Raw genomic sequence first — 17,651 nt, 5'->3', positions numbered from 1 at the left:
GGCGCAATTTAAATATGCGCCTTTTTATTATCGAGAGTTATTGATTAACTACAAAATCTTAACTACATCTAACCAGCCATGCTGACCACACACCGGGCGACCATTCAACCAACGGCGCACCATATCCAGCGCCAGCATCGCACTGCTTTCCTGGCGAATACGCAGACCATGACGGCTGGCCTGATAACGTACTGTTTGAGCAAATGTTCCTTCAGGGGTATACAGAGCCACACTCAGGTGATCATTTTGCATAGCGCCGACCGCCAGCACCACTTGCGCACCACACAACATAGATAACGATTGTGCACGGCAGGCAATCTCGTCTAATGTCTCCTGACAATGCGCCGGTAGCAGTTCACCGCCCGCCAATGGCACACCAGCACTCTGCAACTGCCAGTTCATCAACCCGCCGGTAAATTGTTCGCTCACCGCCAGTAGCAAGCCGCATTGGTTCAATTGCTCAGCTAACAATGCCGGCAACCCTCGCGTACCTTCAAATAGGGTGCTGTCTCCCGCCACTTCCCTCACCTGCTGCCATACCTGTTCCATCGCCTGATGTTGCGAGGCAGGACCGGTCAGCTTCAATTCAATAATCGGTGCAGATGAACGGTAGCCTAACACCGCCCCCTCAGGGAGTCGCAGTGGGTCCAGTTCCTGTGCCAAATCACTTTCCGAGCGGCCAAAAGTGGTCATACGTAAGCATAATGGGGGTTCGGCCACATCAAAATGTTGGCGTAAACGTGGCATGATTTGCTGTTCAACCATTACTTTAAACTCTGATGGCACGCCGGGTGTGAAGAACATCAGGCACTTATTTAGCCGTAACGCGAAACCGCACGCCGTGCCTACTGGGTTATCCAGCATTTCAGCATTAGCCGGAATATGTGCCTGTTTACGGTTAGTCGCCGACATCACCCTGCCGCGCTCATGGAAGAAAGCCTCCATACGTGCGATCCATTCCGGGTGTTCAACCAGCTCCGTTCCGGCGGCGCGGGCGGCAGCCAATGCGCTCAGATCATCACTGGTTGGCCCCAGCCCGCCGTTGACAATCAACACATCAGCAACCTGACTGCGTTCGGTCAGCACTTCTATCAGTGCCGAAAGTGAGTCACCGACCGTTTCCCTACTGCTGATTGGCAAGCCTTGATTAAATAAATAGTCAGCCAGCCATGCCGCGTTGGTATCGATAATCTGCCCATGCAGCACTTCATCTCCGGTACTCAACATCTCAACTCTGATCATTTTTTTCTCCGTGGTTACTTATATACCCTAAATAATTCGAGTTGCAGGAAGGCGGCAGGCAGCGGCCTCACAGAGGCCAGGCCCATGGACGGGCCGAGTAATGAACGCAGCCAACGCACATGCGGCTTGAAGTATGACGGGAATACATTCACTTTATAAATCTCACCGTATAAACACAATGGTTATCCATCATCGAAATAAACAACCCCGCGAACAATCTATTTTTCAGTGCATTCATCATAGTAACGATAAGTTTACATCTTGCGTAACGTCCATTTGACACAAACAGGGCAATCCACTACCCTGCTGCACTCAATAATTCCAATAAATTGTCATGTAGTAGAGGAAAGCGTGAAGAATCGCACTCTGGGCAGTATATTTATCGTTGCCGGCACCACCATTGGTGCAGGTATGTTGGCGATGCCATTGGCAGCCGCAGGCGTGGGCTTTGGTGTCACACTTGTATTGCTTATTTCTCTTTGGATATTAATGTGTTACACCGCTTTACTGCTGGTTGAAGTTTATCAGCATGAAGCGGCAGATACCGGGCTTGGTACTTTGGCCAAACGCTATCTTGGCAACCGGGGCCAATGGTTGACTGGTTTCAGTATGATGTTTCTGATGTATGCCCTGACTGCTGCCTATATCAGCGGCGCCGGTGAATTACTGGCAACCAGTATCAGCCAATGGACGCAACAATCGTTTCCAACCTCACTCGGCGTATTGCTGTTTACACTGGTCGCGGGCGGTGTGGTCTGTATCGGTACCCACTCAGTCGACTTATTCAATCGCATCTTATTTAGCGCCAAAATCATTTTTCTGATTGTGATGCTGGCACTGATGATGCCGCATATCGAAAAAACCAACCTACTGACACTGCCGCTGGAACAAGGGTTGGCACTGTCCGCTATTCCGGTGATATTCACCTCATTTGGCTTCCACGGCAGTGTGCCGAGTATCGTCAATTACATGGGTGGCAATATTCGCAAGTTGCGCTGGGTATTTATTATCGGCAGCGCCATTCCGCTGGTTGCCTATATCTTCTGGCAGTTGACCACGCTTGGGGCTATTTCCTCTCATACCTTTGTCGGTATTTTGGCGCAACAGGCAGGTTTGAACGGCTTATTACAAGCGGTACGCGATGTCGTGGCCTCACCTCACGTTGAGCTGGCAGTACACCTGTTTGCAGACCTGGCACTGGCTACCTCATTCCTTGGTGTGGCCTTAGGGTTGTTCGATTATCTGGCCGACTTATTTAAACGTCGTAATTCAGTGCGAGGCCGCTTGCAAACGGGGGTTATCACCTTCACCCCCCCGTTGCTGTTTGCGCTGTTTTACCCGCGTGGCTTTATTATGGCATTGGGCTTTGCTGCGGTGGCGCTGTCAGTTCTGGCATTACTGCTGCCTGCAATGCTGGCGTGGAAAGCCCGTAAGGTCCATCAGGGGCACTATCGGGTCTGGGGTGGGAAACCAGCACTGGCTGCGGTATTTGCCTGTGGTGTGATGGTCATTGCCATTCAAGTGGGGATAGTGACTGGCGCATTACCGGCTGTCGGCTAATACCCTCCCCAATTAAAAGGGCGCATATCCTGTCAGGAATGCGCCCTTTTTTAATCAAATATTACCGATTTATCATTAAAATCAATTTATTATCCAAAGCCATTGGCGTTGCAGCTAGGCGGCAAACGAGAAAATCCCGATGAGCTGACTCACGTCAGTGATTCGGGCGAGCGAGCGCGGCCAACAACGCTGCAACATCAAGGACGAAGGATAATCAAAATGCTAAACCTGCGCCGATATACACGCCATCCGCCACACGGTTATCCCGATGTCCGTCTTTACCTTTCATATTGATATAGCGGTAACCGACATCCACGGTTAACGGGCGGAATACACTCCAGCGCAAGCCACCGTTAGCTTCGCTATAGGATTTCATGCCACTGGTCAGCTCTTCCGGGGCGAAATAACCTTCACCGTACAGAGTGAACGATTTGTTGATAGGATAGGTTAACCCACCGCCAATCGCAATTGCACCACCGCTGCTACCGTCTTCCGGTGCCATATAGATACCCTTGCCACCGACCGTTGCCATCATTGGGCCGAGGGGGAGGTTGAAGCCCAGCCCCAGTCCGTAGACATCACCATCGTGATCACTACGTGCCCAGTTACCATTGATAGCCAAACCGCCAGTGTTGGTGCCCATGCCAAAACCTAAATTGGTGTAATCACTGCCGACTTCACCATTAAAACTCACGGCACTGGCGGAACCCGCCACAAACAGCAGGCTGGCTGCACACGCGATTAAATGCTTTTTCATATTTTTCTCTCGTTATTCGTGATGTCACCCGCGAGCAAATTCTGGCCGACAGGTTTTTCCTGTCCGAGTTTAACCGAAAAAAAACAGCGTAAACATACCAAAAACCGATTAAATACCACAGTAATTCAAATGATTGTAAATATCGAAGCTATAGATCCGTATTATGCTAACAATAACAACGATAAGGTATGCCTATTTGCTGAATACAACCAATAAGGCTACAACTAGTGTGGAGATCAAAGAATAACCCCTTGTTGTTGTTTAAATTATTATTTTGTCAATCAGGCTTTTGACGCGATGTAATGCTGTAAAACACCCGAGAAAGCAATCAATTCAACAGCCATACTGGAGAAAATGATGAGCAAAAAGAAAGGATTAACTACTGCTGCGGGCGCACCCGTTGTTGATAATAATAATGTCGTTACTGCGGGCCGACGTGGCCCAATGCTATTACAAGATGTGTGGTTTTTGGAAAAACTGGCCCATTTCGATCGTGAAGTGATCCCAGAACGCCGCATGCATGCTAAAGGCTCCGGTGCCTACGGTACCTTTACTGTTACCCACGATATTACCCGATATACCCGCGCAAAAATTTTCGCAGAAATAGGCAAACAAACCGAAATGTTTGTCCGCTTCTCAACGGTGGCTGGTGAACGTGGTGCTGCCGATGCCGAACGTGATATTCGTGGCTTCGCCATGAAATATTATACCGAGGAAGGGAACTGGGATTTAGTGGGTAACGATACGCCGGTGTTCTATCTACGTGACCCGCTGAAATTCCCTGACCTGAACCACGTGGTTAAACGTGACCCTCGCACTAACCTGCGCAACCCTATTTATAAGTGGGATTTCTTCTCCCAACTCCCTGAGTCTCTGCATCAGTTAACGATCGATTTCAGTGACCGTGGCCTGCCAAAATCTTATCGTCATATGCATGGGTTCAGCAGCCATACCTTCAGTTTTATCAATGCCAACAATGAGCGTTTCTGGGTTAAATTCCATTTCCGCTGCCAACAAGGCATTGAAAACCTTATGGATGATGAGGCTGAAAAACTGGTTGGAACTGATCGGGAAAGCTCCCAACGTGACCTGTATGACGCTATTGAGCGTAAAGACTTCCCGCGCTGGAATCTACAAATTCAGGTGATGCCGGAACATGAAGCCTCACAAACACCTTACAACCCGTTTGATCTGACCAAAGTGTGGCCACACGGCGATTACCCACTGATTGATGTTGGTTTCTTCGAACTGAACCGTAACCCGGAAAACTACTTTGCCGAAGTTGAGCAAGCGGCATTTAATCCGGCTAACGTGGTGCCGGGGGTGAGTTTCTCCCCTGATCGGATGTTACAAGGCCGGCTGTTCTCCTACGGCGACGCTGCACGCTATCGCTTAGGTGTGAACCATCATCAGATCCCTGTCAACAGTGCTAAATGCCCGTTCCATAACTACCATCGCGATGGCGCAATGCGTGTTGATGGTAACAGTGGTAATGGTGCAACTTATGAGCCAAACAGTTTTGGCCTGTTCCAGGAACAACCTGATTTCAGCGAACCGCCATTAACACTGGAAGGCGCAGCAGATCACTGGAATCACCGTGAGGATGATGATTACTTCTCCCAGCCACGGGCGTTGTTTAACCTGCTGAGTGAAGAGGAGCATCAGCGGATGTTTACCCGCATTGCCGGTGAGTTGTCACAAGTACCGGAAGATATTCAGCGCCGTCAGGTGGCGTTGTTTACTCAGGTTCACCCGGATTATGGTGATGGGGTTAAAAAGGCGCTAGGGTTAAATTAGGGCTTATCTATCATTATTCGTGATTAGTTCGGTTGTTAATCGATTAAGTGATCATGTTAGGTTGCTAATTGCTTCGGTGATTGGGTTCGGTTGTTAAAGCACCGAGTTAACTTAACCTGCGATGAACCAACCGCCAAAGGGGGCAGCGGCCCCCTTGTGGAATCCCGCGCTTGCGCACGTATCGCCTGCCTGCTTCACAGGTACCCTCGGCTCATCATTTCGCTGACGGGACGGCTATTATAGCCTCTTCGAGGCTACCCTCCGGGCCAACGCAAGCGTTGTTCAAAACTGCTTCGCAGTGTTGTCGTGGGTCCCTCCGCGTGACGCCTAAATTCGGCGTCCATGCCGGATTTCCCTTGCTACATTCTTCACTCGGCAGCTCAAATGTGCTTTTTAAGGTCAAGACCCTAAAGACAGGGTTTTGATTTTCTATTTTGACGTTGAGGCACAATCAGGAATATTACCGATAAAGACGATGGCTGTTTACCCGGTGCTTTAACAACCGAACCCGATCACCAAATCAAATCAACTTAGCCACAAAATCAATAACCGCCTGTCTGGATACCTTAATCCCCCCCTGCTTAAGCGCCGCCGGTAAACGGTAAAACGCAATTGGTCGCTGGAATACCGCCAATTGTGGTATCAGCCAATCCGATAAACTCACCTCATCCACCTCATCGGCAGCATCTATCACCGCGACCGGTCGGTGGCCGAATTCAGCATCAACCATCGGCACGACGAAAGCTTGTTGTATCCCCGGATACTGTGACAAAACCCGCTCAATATCCTCCGGCTGAATGCCCTCGCCACCACTGAAAAACAGATTATCCAGCCGCCCGAGAATATGCAGTTCACCTTGCCGCCACAGACCGCGATCGCGGGTATGAAACCACTCTTCACTGTCAGTTATTGGCCGCAACTTTCCCTGCTGCCAGTAACCCGCCGCAAGGCAATCTGCTTTTATCCATACTTCATCTGCTACCAGTTTTACCTCGCGCCCCGCCAGCGCTACCCCCACACCGGGCAAGCCATCGGCACGTTTGGCACAAACCGTTGAGGCCGACTCCGTCAGCCCATAACCGCACCAACAGCGGATGCCACGGGCTTCGGCATGTTGTGTCAGGGTGGTCGGGATGGTTGCTCCCCCCAGTAACACCTCTTTCAGTGTTAACACCAAGTCATCTGTTGCCAGTAACCGCCATAGCTGAGTGGGAACTAAAGAAGCGTGGCTACATCCGGCCAGTGCATCATGCAATGCCATCCCCTCTTGCACCACCAAGGTGGCCCCGGCACTCAGCCAGCGCCAGACAATACCCTGCCCCGAGACATGAAACAGCGGTAACGACAGCAACCAGCTATCCGTCGAGGTGAAACTCATCAGCTTTAATATGCCATCGGCGCTAACCAGATGCGCCGCCAGCGAATGCACTGCGGCTTTGGGTAAACCGGAAGAGCCCGACGTTAATGTCATCGTCGCCAGCCGTAGACTATCCCAGACAACCGGTGTCATAACGGCGTTATCGGTATCAAGTACCAGTGGCGTGAAGCAGAGAGTCGCTGACAACGGGGCTGCCAGGTTCAGCACAAAATCAATATCCAACTGGGGCAAAAGCTGTACCAGCAACGCATCAGGTAACTGTGGATTGAGCGGTAAAACGCGCGCGCCACACTGCAATGCCGCCAGATAAGCCATCAACAATGTGTGACTATTCTTACCACGCAGTACCACACCACTACCGGGGACGACACCTTGCAGTTGAAAACCCGCCGCCAGGCTATCGATATCAGCCGCCAATTGTTGCCAACTGATCAGTTGTGACCCCGAGCGGATGGCGATCGCCTGAGGTCGCAGATTGGCCCAGTATTTCCAAGGAGAAGAGTAAGTCCAGGGAGAAGAATATTGCCAGGGCCAATCATTCAACTGTGCCATAGCACGTCCAACTGTTCGGTTGTCACCATAGGCAAGGGACTCTCCGGCCATGGACGGACTAACTGTGCCTGCATCAGGTTCAGTGTATCCAACCCCGGCACGGTATCCGGTGTCAGCCAATCAGCCAGCCGTGCCAGTTGGGTTAAGCCAAGACTGGATTCAATGCTGGAACTGATCACCGCCACTAATCCCGCCTGATGCGCTTGCAGCACCAGTTGCTGACAGCGGCTGATGCTGCCCACCAGCGTCGGTTTGATAACAATCGCCACCACGCCGGGTTCAGCTTCAACCTTAAAATCAGCCTCGCGCACACTCTCATCCCAAGCGATAGCAATCCCCGTGTCACGGGCAAACTCTCGAGACTCGGCGCGGGTTTTACAAGGTTCTTCCAAAAATGCAATGCGGGCACGCAGTTCAGGATTGACATATTTCGCAAACCCATCAGCTTTCGCCCGCGTCCAACTACGATTGGCATCCAGCCGTAGTGTCAAATCCGGCAAAGCTTCCAGCAGCACATTAACAATCATGCCATCGCGCACCGCTTCATACAGCCCGACTTTCACCTTGGCGACTTTTTCCCCAGGCAGTGCTTGTAACACTGCAAATAGCTCATCTGGATCACCGGTGCACAGTGGTGCTTTGCGGTAATTTGCCGCTAATGGCAGCGTTTGATTCAGCTCCGCCAGCGCACAACTAAGGCCAAAAGCAACTGATGGCAAAGCATCAAATTCAGGTTCTGCCCCATTCACCCAGTTTTGCAGCCAATGCTGTGTCACAACCTGAGCTTCAGGCAGGGTTTCCTGGCTGAACTCCGGTAAGGGGGCAATTTCCCCCCAGCCAATCTGGTCGCCCTGCTGTAATTTAACCAGTAGCCCATCGCGGCTTTTCAGCCGCTGGTGGCGCAGTATCACTCCCGCTTCCATCGGAAGGCTATAGTGGTAAAGCGTGGCCGCGCGCATTACGGATTACGCTTGAATTTGCTGAAGTCCGGCTGGCGTTTCTCATTGAATGCGTTACGCCCTTCCTGACCTTCGTCGGTCATATAGAACAGCATCGTGGCGTTACCGGCCAACTCTTGCAGACCCGCCTGACCATCACAATCAGCATTCAGGGCAGCTTTCAGGCAGCGCAGCGCCATGGGGCTGTTTTGCAGCATTTCACGACACCAACGCACCGTCTCACGTTCCAGTTTAGCGATGGGCACTACGGTATTCACCAGCCCCATATCCAAGGCTTGTTTAGCATCATATTGGCGGCACAGGAACCAGATTTCACGCGCTTTTTTCTGGCCGACAATACGCGCCATATAAGCCGCACCCCAGCCGCCGTCGAATGAACCGACTTTTGGCCCGGTCTGGCCGAAAATAGCGTTATCGGCAGCGACGGTTAAGTCACACATCATGTGTAATACATGACCGCCACCAATGGAATAACCTGCAACCATTGCCACAACCGGTTTCGGGCAGGTGCGGATCTGGCGCTGGAAATCCAACACATTCAGATGATGGACGCCACTGGTGTCTTTATAGCCGCCGTAGTCGCCACGGACTTTCTGATCACCGCCGGAACAGAACGCTTTATCACCTTCGCCGGTCAAAATGATCACCCCGATATTGTCGTCATAGCGGGCATCAGCCAGCGCCTGAATCATCTCTTTAACCGTTAACGGGCGGAATGCGTTACGCACATGGGGGCGGTTGATGGTTATCTTGGCGATACCATCGCTGGATTTGTGATAACGAATATCTTCAAATCCAGTAGAGCAATCCTGCCAGTCGATAGCGGCGTACAACTGTTCTTCGCTCGGATAAAGCATAGTAAGCATTCCTTTAACGGGAGAGTGACAAAAATGAAGACTGTGATAAAAATGAAAGTACCTGCGCGGCAAAAGCACCGGGATTCGCCCGATGGGCATTGTGTCCGGCACGTGCCAGTGTGCGTAATGGCAACTGGTATTGAACAGCCAATTGCTGGAATTTATGGTCGCGATCGCCACACAGATAAGTGTAAGGGACCGTGAGCCGTTGTAACGCCGGTAGCAGCCAAGGCTGATGACCGAGTGACGTTGCTTCGAGCATATCAGCGACAGATGGGCCATGATTGTCCGCCCGCAGTAACACCAATTTCTCGCGCTGTTGTGGGTCTAAATCAGCAAATACATCCTGTTGATACCAGTCAGCCAGCACCTGCGGCAACGGCTCTTGGCGGAAACGCTGCCCCCACAGGCGGTCTTGCTGCAAGCGTTTTTCACGCAATTCAGCGCTTTCCAGCCCGAGGTTACCCCCTTCGACCAATAAGCCCTGCAAACCATGATGGCTACCATAGCAGGCGTGATACATCGCAATTCGCCCCCCTAAAGAGTAGCCTGCCAGCCAATATTCGCGAATACCATTAGCCTGTAACGTTTGTACTAACTGACGGCTGATATCCGCAAAACCACAGGTAGTCTCGGCGGCCGATTTACCGTGGCCGGGCAGGTCTATCAGCAGCGAGGGATAATCGCCACATAACTCAGCAACCGGCAACCAATCCAGACCACTGCCTAACAAACCATGTAACCACACCAACCATGGCCCACTATGATGCCGGGCGGGAGACTGCGGGTGGGGATCGAGTTTACGGCAAGCCAGCGTCATAATTGGGCCACCTGTTGCACCAGTTGTTGTAGTGTTTCTGCCCCCTGACTTGGCGGCACCACGATTTCAATCAATGTAACGCCACCTTGCAACCAACATTGCGCCACCTGTTGTTGGAGCTGGAGCCAGCTATCCGGTCGGGCATAATGCAGACTGAACATAGCTGCGGCGTGCTCAAAACTCACATCTTGCGGCATACAATAAAAGCGCTGGCGGTCTGCTTCTGGGGTAGGCAACAACGAGAAAATCTGCCCACCATTATTGTTCACCACCAGCAGCACCGTAGGGGCCGAGCTTTGGCGCAATAAGGCGAGAGCATTAAGGTCATATAAGGCCGATAAATCACCCACGATAACCAACGTCGGCTTAGCGGTTGCGCGCTGAACACCGGCTGCCGTTGACAATAAACCGTCGATGCCACTGGCACCACGGTTACTGTAAACCGGATAGCCAGCAGGCAGTTGGCCCAACGCATCAATCAAACGCACAATTAAACTGTTACCGACAAACAACTGACCATTATCTGGCAATAATTCTGCCAGTTGATGCGCGACCGCGGCTTCGCTAAATTGCTCATTCAAGGCTTCAGCCACATGGGCTTGAGCATTCTCCGAGCAGACGGTCAGCTCAGCGGCCCACGGCGTGCGGCGCTCTGCTGGATGTTCCTCCAGCCATGCATTCACCGGTGAAATAATTCTGCGGCCACGATGATTCGCCGGATCGAGGCGACCGGGCAGGTTATCGACCAACCAGTACTCTTGCGGCTGACACCCAGCCTGCCATTGCAACAGCCGCTTACCGGTTAGACTGCTACCCAATTGCAGCACAATCTGCGCCTGCGAGAGAATAGTTTTAGCGGTGGGATGCCCAAGCCATAAGTCAGCACAAGGTAGCGGCTGTCCGGTTTGTGACAACACATCACCTATCAGTGGCCAACCGAGCAGATCAGCCCATTCAGCCAGTAACTGCCCCTCTTGTGCCGTCATCCGCCCGGCAATCACCACTCCGCGCTTTTGTCGCCAGAAAAACCAGTCCGCTTGCTGGCCTTGTGGTACCGATAAAGATTGACGCAACCACGGATGGCTCCCCTGCCACCAGTCGCCTAAGGTGGCAGACCATTCGGCATAGGCGCGCTCATCACCGCCATACAAGGGTTCGGCAAACGGGCAGTTGATGTGTAAGCCACCGTGCTGTAATTGCGCCATCGCATTATCAAGTGTAGAAACCAGCCAATTGGCAGAAATATCGGGCGTCGGGCGGGGTAAGTTGAGGCTTACCGCGGGGTGGCTGGCAAATAGCCCTTGTTGGCGAATAGCCTGATTGGCACCGCAATCAATCAATTCTGGCGGACGATCTGCGGTCAATAACACCAGCCGTTCACCGGTCAGCCCGGCTTCAATCAGAGCAGGATAAAGATTGGCGGCAGCAGTACCGGAAGTGACAATAACGGCCACAGGCTCGGTGGAAGCTTTTGCCAGACCTAAGGCCAAATGGCCCAAACCGCGCTCATCAAAATGGGTATGACAAACCAGCGCGGGATTGGCCGCTGCCGCCAGTGTTAACGGAGTCGAGCGGGAGCCGGGAGCAATACAGATATGACGCACACCGTGGCGGGTCAAGGCTTCCAGTAGCAACGCCGCCCAACGACGGTTAAAAACACTTGTCGACATGGTTCGCTCAACAGTCAGTTAACAGACACTGCGACCCCGATAATCAACATGAGGATAGTGCTTCATCCTGTTAAAAAAGCCCGGAGTGACTGATTAATGGTTATAAGTAAGGAAAGTGCTCACAGTTTACACCTGCCGCTTAGGTGTCACAATCCGCCCACATAATGAGTGCGGTTAATTACAGCATTTTATTATCCTACGGCTGACTTTCCAGCAAGGTGCGTAGCCCGGCTGATTTATTGTTAATTTCTTGCCATTCCTGTTCCGGGTCAGAGCCTGCCACAATGCCGGCTCCGGCATACAGATGGACCTGCTGTTCTTCTACCCTGGCAGAACGCAGGGCGACACTGAATTCAGTCTGTTTTGCCGAAAGATAACCGGCAGAACCGGCATACCAGCCGCGGGAAAAAGGTTCATGCTGCGCAATAAACTGCCGCGCGACGTTGCGAGGCAAACCGGCGACGGCCGCCGTCGGTTGCAAACGCTGCAAACAATCGGTATCACTGGCGCGGGTGAGTTGGGCGTGAATGCAGCGGCGCAAGTGCTGCACTTTACGCAAACGGATGATTTCCGGTGGCATTACATCGACTGCTGCCACCCCGCCCTGCAATCGCTGGCAGATATCATCTACCACCAACAAGTTCTCGCGTTGATTCTTTTCATCATGCATCAGCCAATCGGCCAGTTCTGCCGCCTGCTGCGAGGTTTCTGCGCTGGATACCGTGCCCGCCAGAGCCTCAGTCTCCAGATGCAACTGCTGGCGTAGATAGAGGCGCTCAGGGCTGGAGCCGAGAAATGCGCGCCGCGCATCAAAACGCAGCATAAAGTGGAAACAGTGATGATTGACCTGCCGGCTGGCGGCCATAAATGCCCCACTGGAGAGAGGCTTATCCAGCGTCAGTTGGGTGGCACGCGCCAGTACCACTTTCTCCATCTTCTGCTGCTCAATCTCAGCCAACGCGTGCTGAATAAGATGGCGCCACTGCGGATATTCCGGCATATGGCGGGCATGTTGCACCTGAGTATCAAGTGCAGGCAACGGCCTGGCAGCCACCAGTTGGTCGATAAAGCTAATTGCGTGCAGAGCATCTTGCTGTAGGGAGAAGTCGCTGGCCAAATTGAGCGTTAAATAGGTCTGCTCACCCCGACGTAATATTTCAATGCGGGGCAGAAACAGGAAACTGGCCTGCGCCTGTGGCGCGCCATCGGCATGCTGGTTAACGATCACCGGTTCAAAGGCATTCAAGCCCCAAATACGTAATCCGCTCGCATCCCGATGCTGCTGAATAAAATGGTCAGCCGCTTGCATATCATTGAAGAGCCGAGTTTGACCGCAGACCGCAGCCTCTTCATGGCCTTCGCGATGAAGCCAGTAAAATTGTGGGAAATGGCATTGGGCGGCCAGCCACTCTAATAGTTGGCTACCGATTCGACCCGGTGCGGGCACGATAATTTGCCGGATACCTGCCTGGTCAGGGAAACCGGCACGTAATTTCTGCCGTAATTCACCCAGCAAACCAGAAAGTTGTTTCACGACCACCTCGGCAAATCAACAGAAAGAGTGGGATTATACGGGGCGTGAATAATAAGAAAAGTCAGATTCAAAAGTTATTGTTAGTTATCACACTAATATTTGATATTGATGGTTTTGTATACTCAATAAGTGTTATCTGACACTCAGCACAGGTGTCTACTGGCTAGCCTGCAATTATGTCGCGTTGCAGCAAAGTGGCAATTGAAAAATAAAGGGGCCGCAGCCCCGGGTAATGGATCCAGTGATCAGCCGTCAATCCTTCAGCGACGGGCGATCAATAGCCCCACGATCAAGCCAGCAGTCGCCCCTATCCCTACGCTGCACCAAGGTTTTTCACGCACATAATCATCGGTGCAACACGCCAGTGCTTTCGCCCGTTTGATATAGCATTCACTGCGGCCATTCAAACGGTTCTGAACCTCCTTTAATGCTTTTTCCGCCCGGGCTTTAATCTCTTGATAGCTTTCATCAGCTGCATCACCCGAGGCGCGCAGCACTTCTTCCAGCGTATCGGTCAGCATAGTCAGATCGTCATCCAGCGAGGTTTGCTGTTCTTTATCTCGGTTCATCTGCGTTCTCCATGAGTGAAAAAAGGACATCTCATAAGGATAGTCGAAAATAGCCGGCGTAATATTGATTCAAGGTGGAAATGGAGTTTTCAGGATTAATCTGTATGGCAAGTAATATGAGGGGAAAAAGGGTTACTGATGCCCCTTCCCCCTGTTTTATGACTAAAAACGGATACAACAAGCCCCTTGCTCAGCACCGGAAAGTTGTTCGCGCAATGCACCAAACAATTCACGGCCACATCCTACGTGGAAGGCAGCAATATCTGGCAAGTCGGTATGGCGGGCAGCCAATTCAGCTTGATCCACTAACAGTGAAAGCTCGCCAGTGACACCATCAACACGCACCCGATCGCCATTACGGATTTTCGCCAGCAAACCACCACAATACGCTTCGGGTGTCACATGGATGGCTGAGGGCACTTTACCTGACGCGCCAGACAAACGGCCATCGGTGACCAGTGCCACCTTAAAGCCACGATCCAGTAATACACCTAATGGTGGCATCAGTTTATGCAACTCCGGCATACCAATAGCACGCGGCCCCTGATAACGCACCACCACCACGCAATCGCGGTCCAGTGCGCCGGCGTCAAATGCCGGACCGACGTCGTGCTGGCTTTCAAACACCACGGCCGGGCCTTCAATGATCTGATGATCACGCGGTACTGCCGAAGTTTTCATCACTGCCCGCCCCAGGTTGCCACTTAAGACTTTGGTGCCGCCATGTGGTGAGAAAGGCATCGCGATACTGGCAATAACAGTTTCATCCAGCGATTGCTGCGCCCCGTCACGCCAACATAATTGCCCCTGCTCCAGATAAGGCTCTTGGGTATAGCGCTGCAAGCCAAATCCGGCCACGGTATGGACATCCTCATGGAGTAAACCGCCCTGCAACAGCTCTTTTACCAGCAGCGCTACACCACCGGCCGCCTGAAAATAGTTGATATCTGCTGGGCCATTGGGATAAATGCGGCATAACTGTGGTATCACTTCCGATAACTCAGAAAAATCATCCCAATCGATGATGATCCCCGCCGCGCGCGCCATCGCCACTAAATGCATGGTGTGGTTAGTCGAACCGCCGGTCGCCAGTAGTGCCACAATGCCATTGACCACCACCTTTTCATCCACCAACTGACCAATGGGTAAATAGCTACCGCTGGTTTCTGTCAGGCGCGTGACCTGACGGGCGGCGGCGGCGGTGAGCGCATCACGTAGCGGCGTATTGGGCTGGATAAAGGAAGAGCCGGGCAAGTGTAACCCCATCACTTCCATCACCATCTGGTTGGAGTTGGCGGTACCGTAAAAAGTACAGGTACCGGCGCTATGGTAGGAGGCAGCTTCCGCGTCCAATAAAGCCTGTCTATCGACTTTGCCCTCCGCAAACAACTGGCGCACCCGCACTTTTTCTTTATTAGACAGGCCGCTGGCCATCGGCCCGGCAGGAACAAAAACCGCCGGTAAATGACCGAATGACAACGCCGCCATTAACAAACCGGGGACAATTTTGTCGCACACCCCAAGATAGAGTGCTCCATCAAACATATTGTGTGACAAGCCAATCGCCGCAGACATCGCAATTACATCGCGGCTCATCAGCGACAGTTCCATGCCATCCTGCCCTTGTGTCACCCCGTCACACATCGCCGGAACACCGCCCGCCACCTGGCCGACCGCCCCCACCGCATGCAAGGCATCTTTTAGTTGTTGCGGATAATGTTCATACGGCTGATGTGCCGATAGCATGTCGTTATAGGAGGTAATAATCGCAATATCGCTGCGCACCATGTTCTTCAGCGCAATTTTGTCGTCCGGCTGGCAGGCCGCAAAACCATGCGCCAAATTGCCACAGGCCAGTTGCGAACGGCGAACTGTATTTTCCTTAGCCGCGCTGATACGTTGCAAATAGGCAGTACGGGTGGCTACCGATCGCGCAGTAATACGTTGCGTGACTCGGGTGAGGGTCGCGTTCATCGCCATTCCTTATTCACTCAAGGGTGTTAAAAGTTCAATGCTGCCCAGAGGCAGGCCGATAAAATCTGCCAATACCTGTAACAACAGATTGTGATCATCCAGATGGGGGGCGCCGGACACATTCACACTACCAATCACACCAGCCTGTTGAACCTGTAACGGAAAGCCACCGCCCAAGGCGGCATAATCCCGCAAGCTGACACCATAGCGTGCTTCCAGTGAAGTTTGACGCTGCTGTAACATCAAGCCAGCGGCATAAGAGCTGGTATTAAGTAGCTCTACCACATTGCGTTTACGTCGCAGCCAGTCATGGTTTTCAGCGCTAGTCCCCAACATGGCATAACTAAACAGTGTCTGACGATTTACCGTGATATCGATGGCCAGAGCCACGCCTTGCCGCTCAGCCTGACACTTTATTTTCTCACCCAACCGCCAGGCCGTTTCATGATTAAAATGAGGCAATTGCAGTAGTTGTTGATGCTGCTGACAGCGAGCTAATTGCTGTTGTAGATTCATGAAATTCTCCGGTGATAAATGGCGGGGCATAGTGGTTATCCACCAAAACCCCACCACGGCTTAAGCGCGTTTAGCTTTAGCCAAACCTTTGTCAGCGATGCCCTTCCCCGCCGTGCTAACTTCAACATCACACTCTTTCGGCAGGGTTAAGGTTATCAATCCCGCAATAATCAGGGAGCCTGCCAGCATGCAAACTGCCGCACTCTGTCCATAGAAGAAAATCATCACACCTACCAGATACGGGCCGCAGAAACCGCCCAGATTGCCTAAGCCATTGATCACCCCGCGTGCGCCACCCGCCACTTCTGGCACCGCGATACGGCCCGGAATTGACCAAAATGGACTGGTTGCGGCTTTGAGGAAGAAACCGCACACCACCAGTGCCAAGTAAGAGACCAGTACGTTGTGGCGGAAAATCACCGACGTCACCAGACCGGCGGCGAAGCAGAACAGGGAAACCATAATCAGCAGCCGGCGCTTACCGGTTCTGTCCGACAAGGCAGAAATGAGGTAGATACCGGCAGTGGTGGCAATAAAGGGTAAAATCGCCAGAATACCGACGGAAGCCATATTACCGCCGGTTAGGTTTTTCAAGATGGTCGGCAGCCATAAGGTATAACCATAATCGCCGGTCTGATAAAAGAAGTTCAGTGCGACCAGTTTCATCAAGCCTTTATTCAGGAATACCGCCTTTAATGGCGCATTGGTCACCGGAGCATCGAGCATCCGTTCAGCCCGTTCCCGCGCCAACTCAGTCACCAGATAATCGCGCTCCCTTGCCGACAACCATTTGGCTTCCTCTGGTCGGTCACTGATAACAAACCACCACATCACCAGCACCACGGCTGACAGTGAACCTTCGAGGAAAAACAGCCAACGCCAGTCCAGAGCATTAATAATGAAACCCGATAGCGGTGCGGTGAACATGCCGCCAATTGGGGCAAACATCATAACAAAAGCATTGGCCCGGCCGATTTCGCGTTCCGGGAACCAGTTACTGACCATAGTCAGCACCACTGGCAGCATGCCGCCTTCTGACACCCCGAGCACAAAGCGCAGGAATAGCAGTTGATAATGATTAGTGACAAAACCGGTCAGAATCGAGACGACGGCCCAAACACAAAGAGAGTAAGCAATAAATTTTCTGCCGCTGCCATGAACCGCAATACGGCCACCCGGTACTTGTAGAAATAAATAACCAATAAAGAAAATACCGCCCGCTAAACCAGCCATTTGACTGGTAATTGCCAGATCACTTTCCATACCACCAGGTAATGCAAAACTAATATTTACCCGGTCCATAAAAGAAATAATACAAGCAATCATTATTGGAACAATAACGCGAAACCAACGGGCATTAGGGATCTTACTGTCCATATAAACACGCCTCATGATAATAGCAGAGTATTACCCGCACCATGAATAATGGTGTAGGGAATGCCGCAAGCAAATAAACAGAAGTTTAT

14 protein-coding genes are annotated in these 17,651 nt (G+C 52.0%); 2 read left to right on the top strand and 12 right to left on the bottom strand.

Annotated elements, in window-relative coordinates; translation table 11 throughout:
• Positions 1 to 48: 48 nt before the first annotated feature.
• Positions 49 to 1,242 (bottom strand): nicotinamide mononucleotide deamidase-related protein YfaY, encoded by a 1,194-nt coding sequence (locus tag V2A85_RS14720; protein WP_420071723.1) that lies wholly within the window; start codon positions 1,240 to 1,242, stop codon positions 49 to 51.
• Positions 1,243 to 1,593: 351 nt separating this feature from the next.
• On the opposite strand from V2A85_RS14720, the gene tyrP reads away from it, so the two are divergent.
• A complete protein-coding gene (tyrP, locus tag V2A85_RS14715; protein WP_372559452.1) occupies positions 1,594 to 2,802 on the top strand; it encodes a tyrosine transporter TyrP in 1,209 nt (402 codons plus the stop codon).
• Between the two features lie 214 nt (positions 2,803 to 3,016).
• Here the strand turns inward: tyrP and V2A85_RS14710 are convergent, their stop codons facing one another.
• Positions 3,017 to 3,559: a YfaZ family outer membrane protein gene (locus tag V2A85_RS14710; protein ID WP_372559453.1), complete on the bottom strand. Its 543-nt coding sequence runs from the start codon at positions 3,557 to 3,559 to the stop codon at positions 3,017 to 3,019.
• Positions 3,560 to 3,916: 357 nt separating this feature from the next.
• On the opposite strand from V2A85_RS14710, the gene V2A85_RS14705 reads away from it, so the two are divergent.
• The gene (locus V2A85_RS14705; RefSeq protein ID WP_420071724.1) at positions 3,917 to 5,356 is read left to right on the top strand and encodes a catalase; all 1,440 of its coding nucleotides are present in this window, start codon (positions 3,917 to 3,919) and stop codon (positions 5,354 to 5,356) included.
• Positions 5,357 to 5,876: 520 nt separating this feature from the next.
• Here the strand turns inward: V2A85_RS14705 and menE are convergent.
• From menE to V2A85_RS14655, 10 genes are all read right to left on the bottom strand, one after another.
• On the bottom strand, positions 5,877 to 7,286 hold the full coding sequence (menE, locus tag V2A85_RS14700) for an o-succinylbenzoate--CoA ligase (protein WP_420071722.1): 1,410 nt from the start codon (positions 7,284 to 7,286) through the stop codon (positions 5,877 to 5,879).
• Positions 7,274 to 8,245 (bottom strand): o-succinylbenzoate synthase, encoded by a 972-nt coding sequence (gene menC, locus V2A85_RS14695; RefSeq protein ID WP_420071721.1) that lies wholly within the window; start codon positions 8,243 to 8,245, stop codon positions 7,274 to 7,276. The genes menE and menC overlap by 13 nt, the downstream gene beginning before the upstream one ends.
• Entirely contained in the window at positions 8,245 to 9,102 is an 858-nt protein-coding gene (menB, locus tag V2A85_RS14690; RefSeq protein ID WP_420071720.1) for a 1,4-dihydroxy-2-naphthoyl-CoA synthase, read from the bottom strand. Before menB ends, menC begins: the two co-directional genes overlap by 1 nt.
• 13 nt (positions 9,103 to 9,115) lie before the next feature.
• Positions 9,116 to 9,925 (bottom strand): 2-succinyl-6-hydroxy-2,4-cyclohexadiene-1-carboxylate synthase, encoded by an 810-nt coding sequence (gene menH / locus V2A85_RS14685; protein WP_372559927.1) that lies wholly within the window; start codon positions 9,923 to 9,925, stop codon positions 9,116 to 9,118.
• Positions 9,919 to 11,592 (bottom strand): 2-succinyl-5-enolpyruvyl-6-hydroxy-3-cyclohexene-1-carboxylic-acid synthase, encoded by a 1,674-nt coding sequence (gene menD / locus V2A85_RS14680; RefSeq protein WP_420071719.1) that lies wholly within the window; start codon positions 11,590 to 11,592, stop codon positions 9,919 to 9,921. Before menD ends, menH begins: the two co-directional genes overlap by 7 nt.
• A 196-nt stretch (positions 11,593 to 11,788) precedes the next feature.
• Positions 11,789 to 13,126, bottom strand: coding sequence for an isochorismate synthase MenF (gene menF, locus V2A85_RS14675; protein WP_420071718.1), 1,338 nt, complete (start codon positions 13,124 to 13,126; stop codon positions 11,789 to 11,791).
• Positions 13,127 to 13,386: 260 nt separating this feature from the next.
• The gene (locus V2A85_RS14670) at positions 13,387 to 13,695 is read right to left on the bottom strand and encodes a DUF883 domain-containing protein (RefSeq protein WP_083158274.1); all 309 of its coding nucleotides are present in this window, start codon (positions 13,693 to 13,695) and stop codon (positions 13,387 to 13,389) included.
• Positions 13,696 to 13,857: 162 nt separating this feature from the next.
• Positions 13,858 to 15,669, bottom strand: a complete 1,812-nt coding sequence (gene edd / locus V2A85_RS14665) for a phosphogluconate dehydratase (RefSeq protein WP_420071717.1) — start codon at positions 15,667 to 15,669, stop codon at positions 13,858 to 13,860.
• A 9-nt stretch (positions 15,670 to 15,678) separates the two neighbouring features.
• On the bottom strand, positions 15,679 to 16,185 hold the full coding sequence (locus tag V2A85_RS14660; protein ID WP_372559460.1) for a heme-degrading domain-containing protein: 507 nt from the start codon (positions 16,183 to 16,185) through the stop codon (positions 15,679 to 15,681).
• A gap of 60 nt (positions 16,186 to 16,245) precedes the next feature.
• Complete coding sequence (locus V2A85_RS14655) at positions 16,246 to 17,562, bottom strand: MFS transporter (protein WP_372559461.1); 1,317 nt, start codon at positions 17,560 to 17,562, stop codon at positions 16,246 to 16,248.
• Positions 17,563 to 17,651: the final 89 nt, after the last annotated feature.

Origin of the sequence: Yersinia sp. 1252 StPb PI, assembly GCF_048593885.1 — a bacterium.
GTDB lineage: Bacteria > Pseudomonadota > Gammaproteobacteria > Enterobacterales > Enterobacteriaceae > Yersinia > Yersinia enterocolitica_E.
The sequence above is the reverse complement of the archived record's forward strand: the minus strand, read 5'-3'. Positions and strand labels throughout refer to the sequence as shown.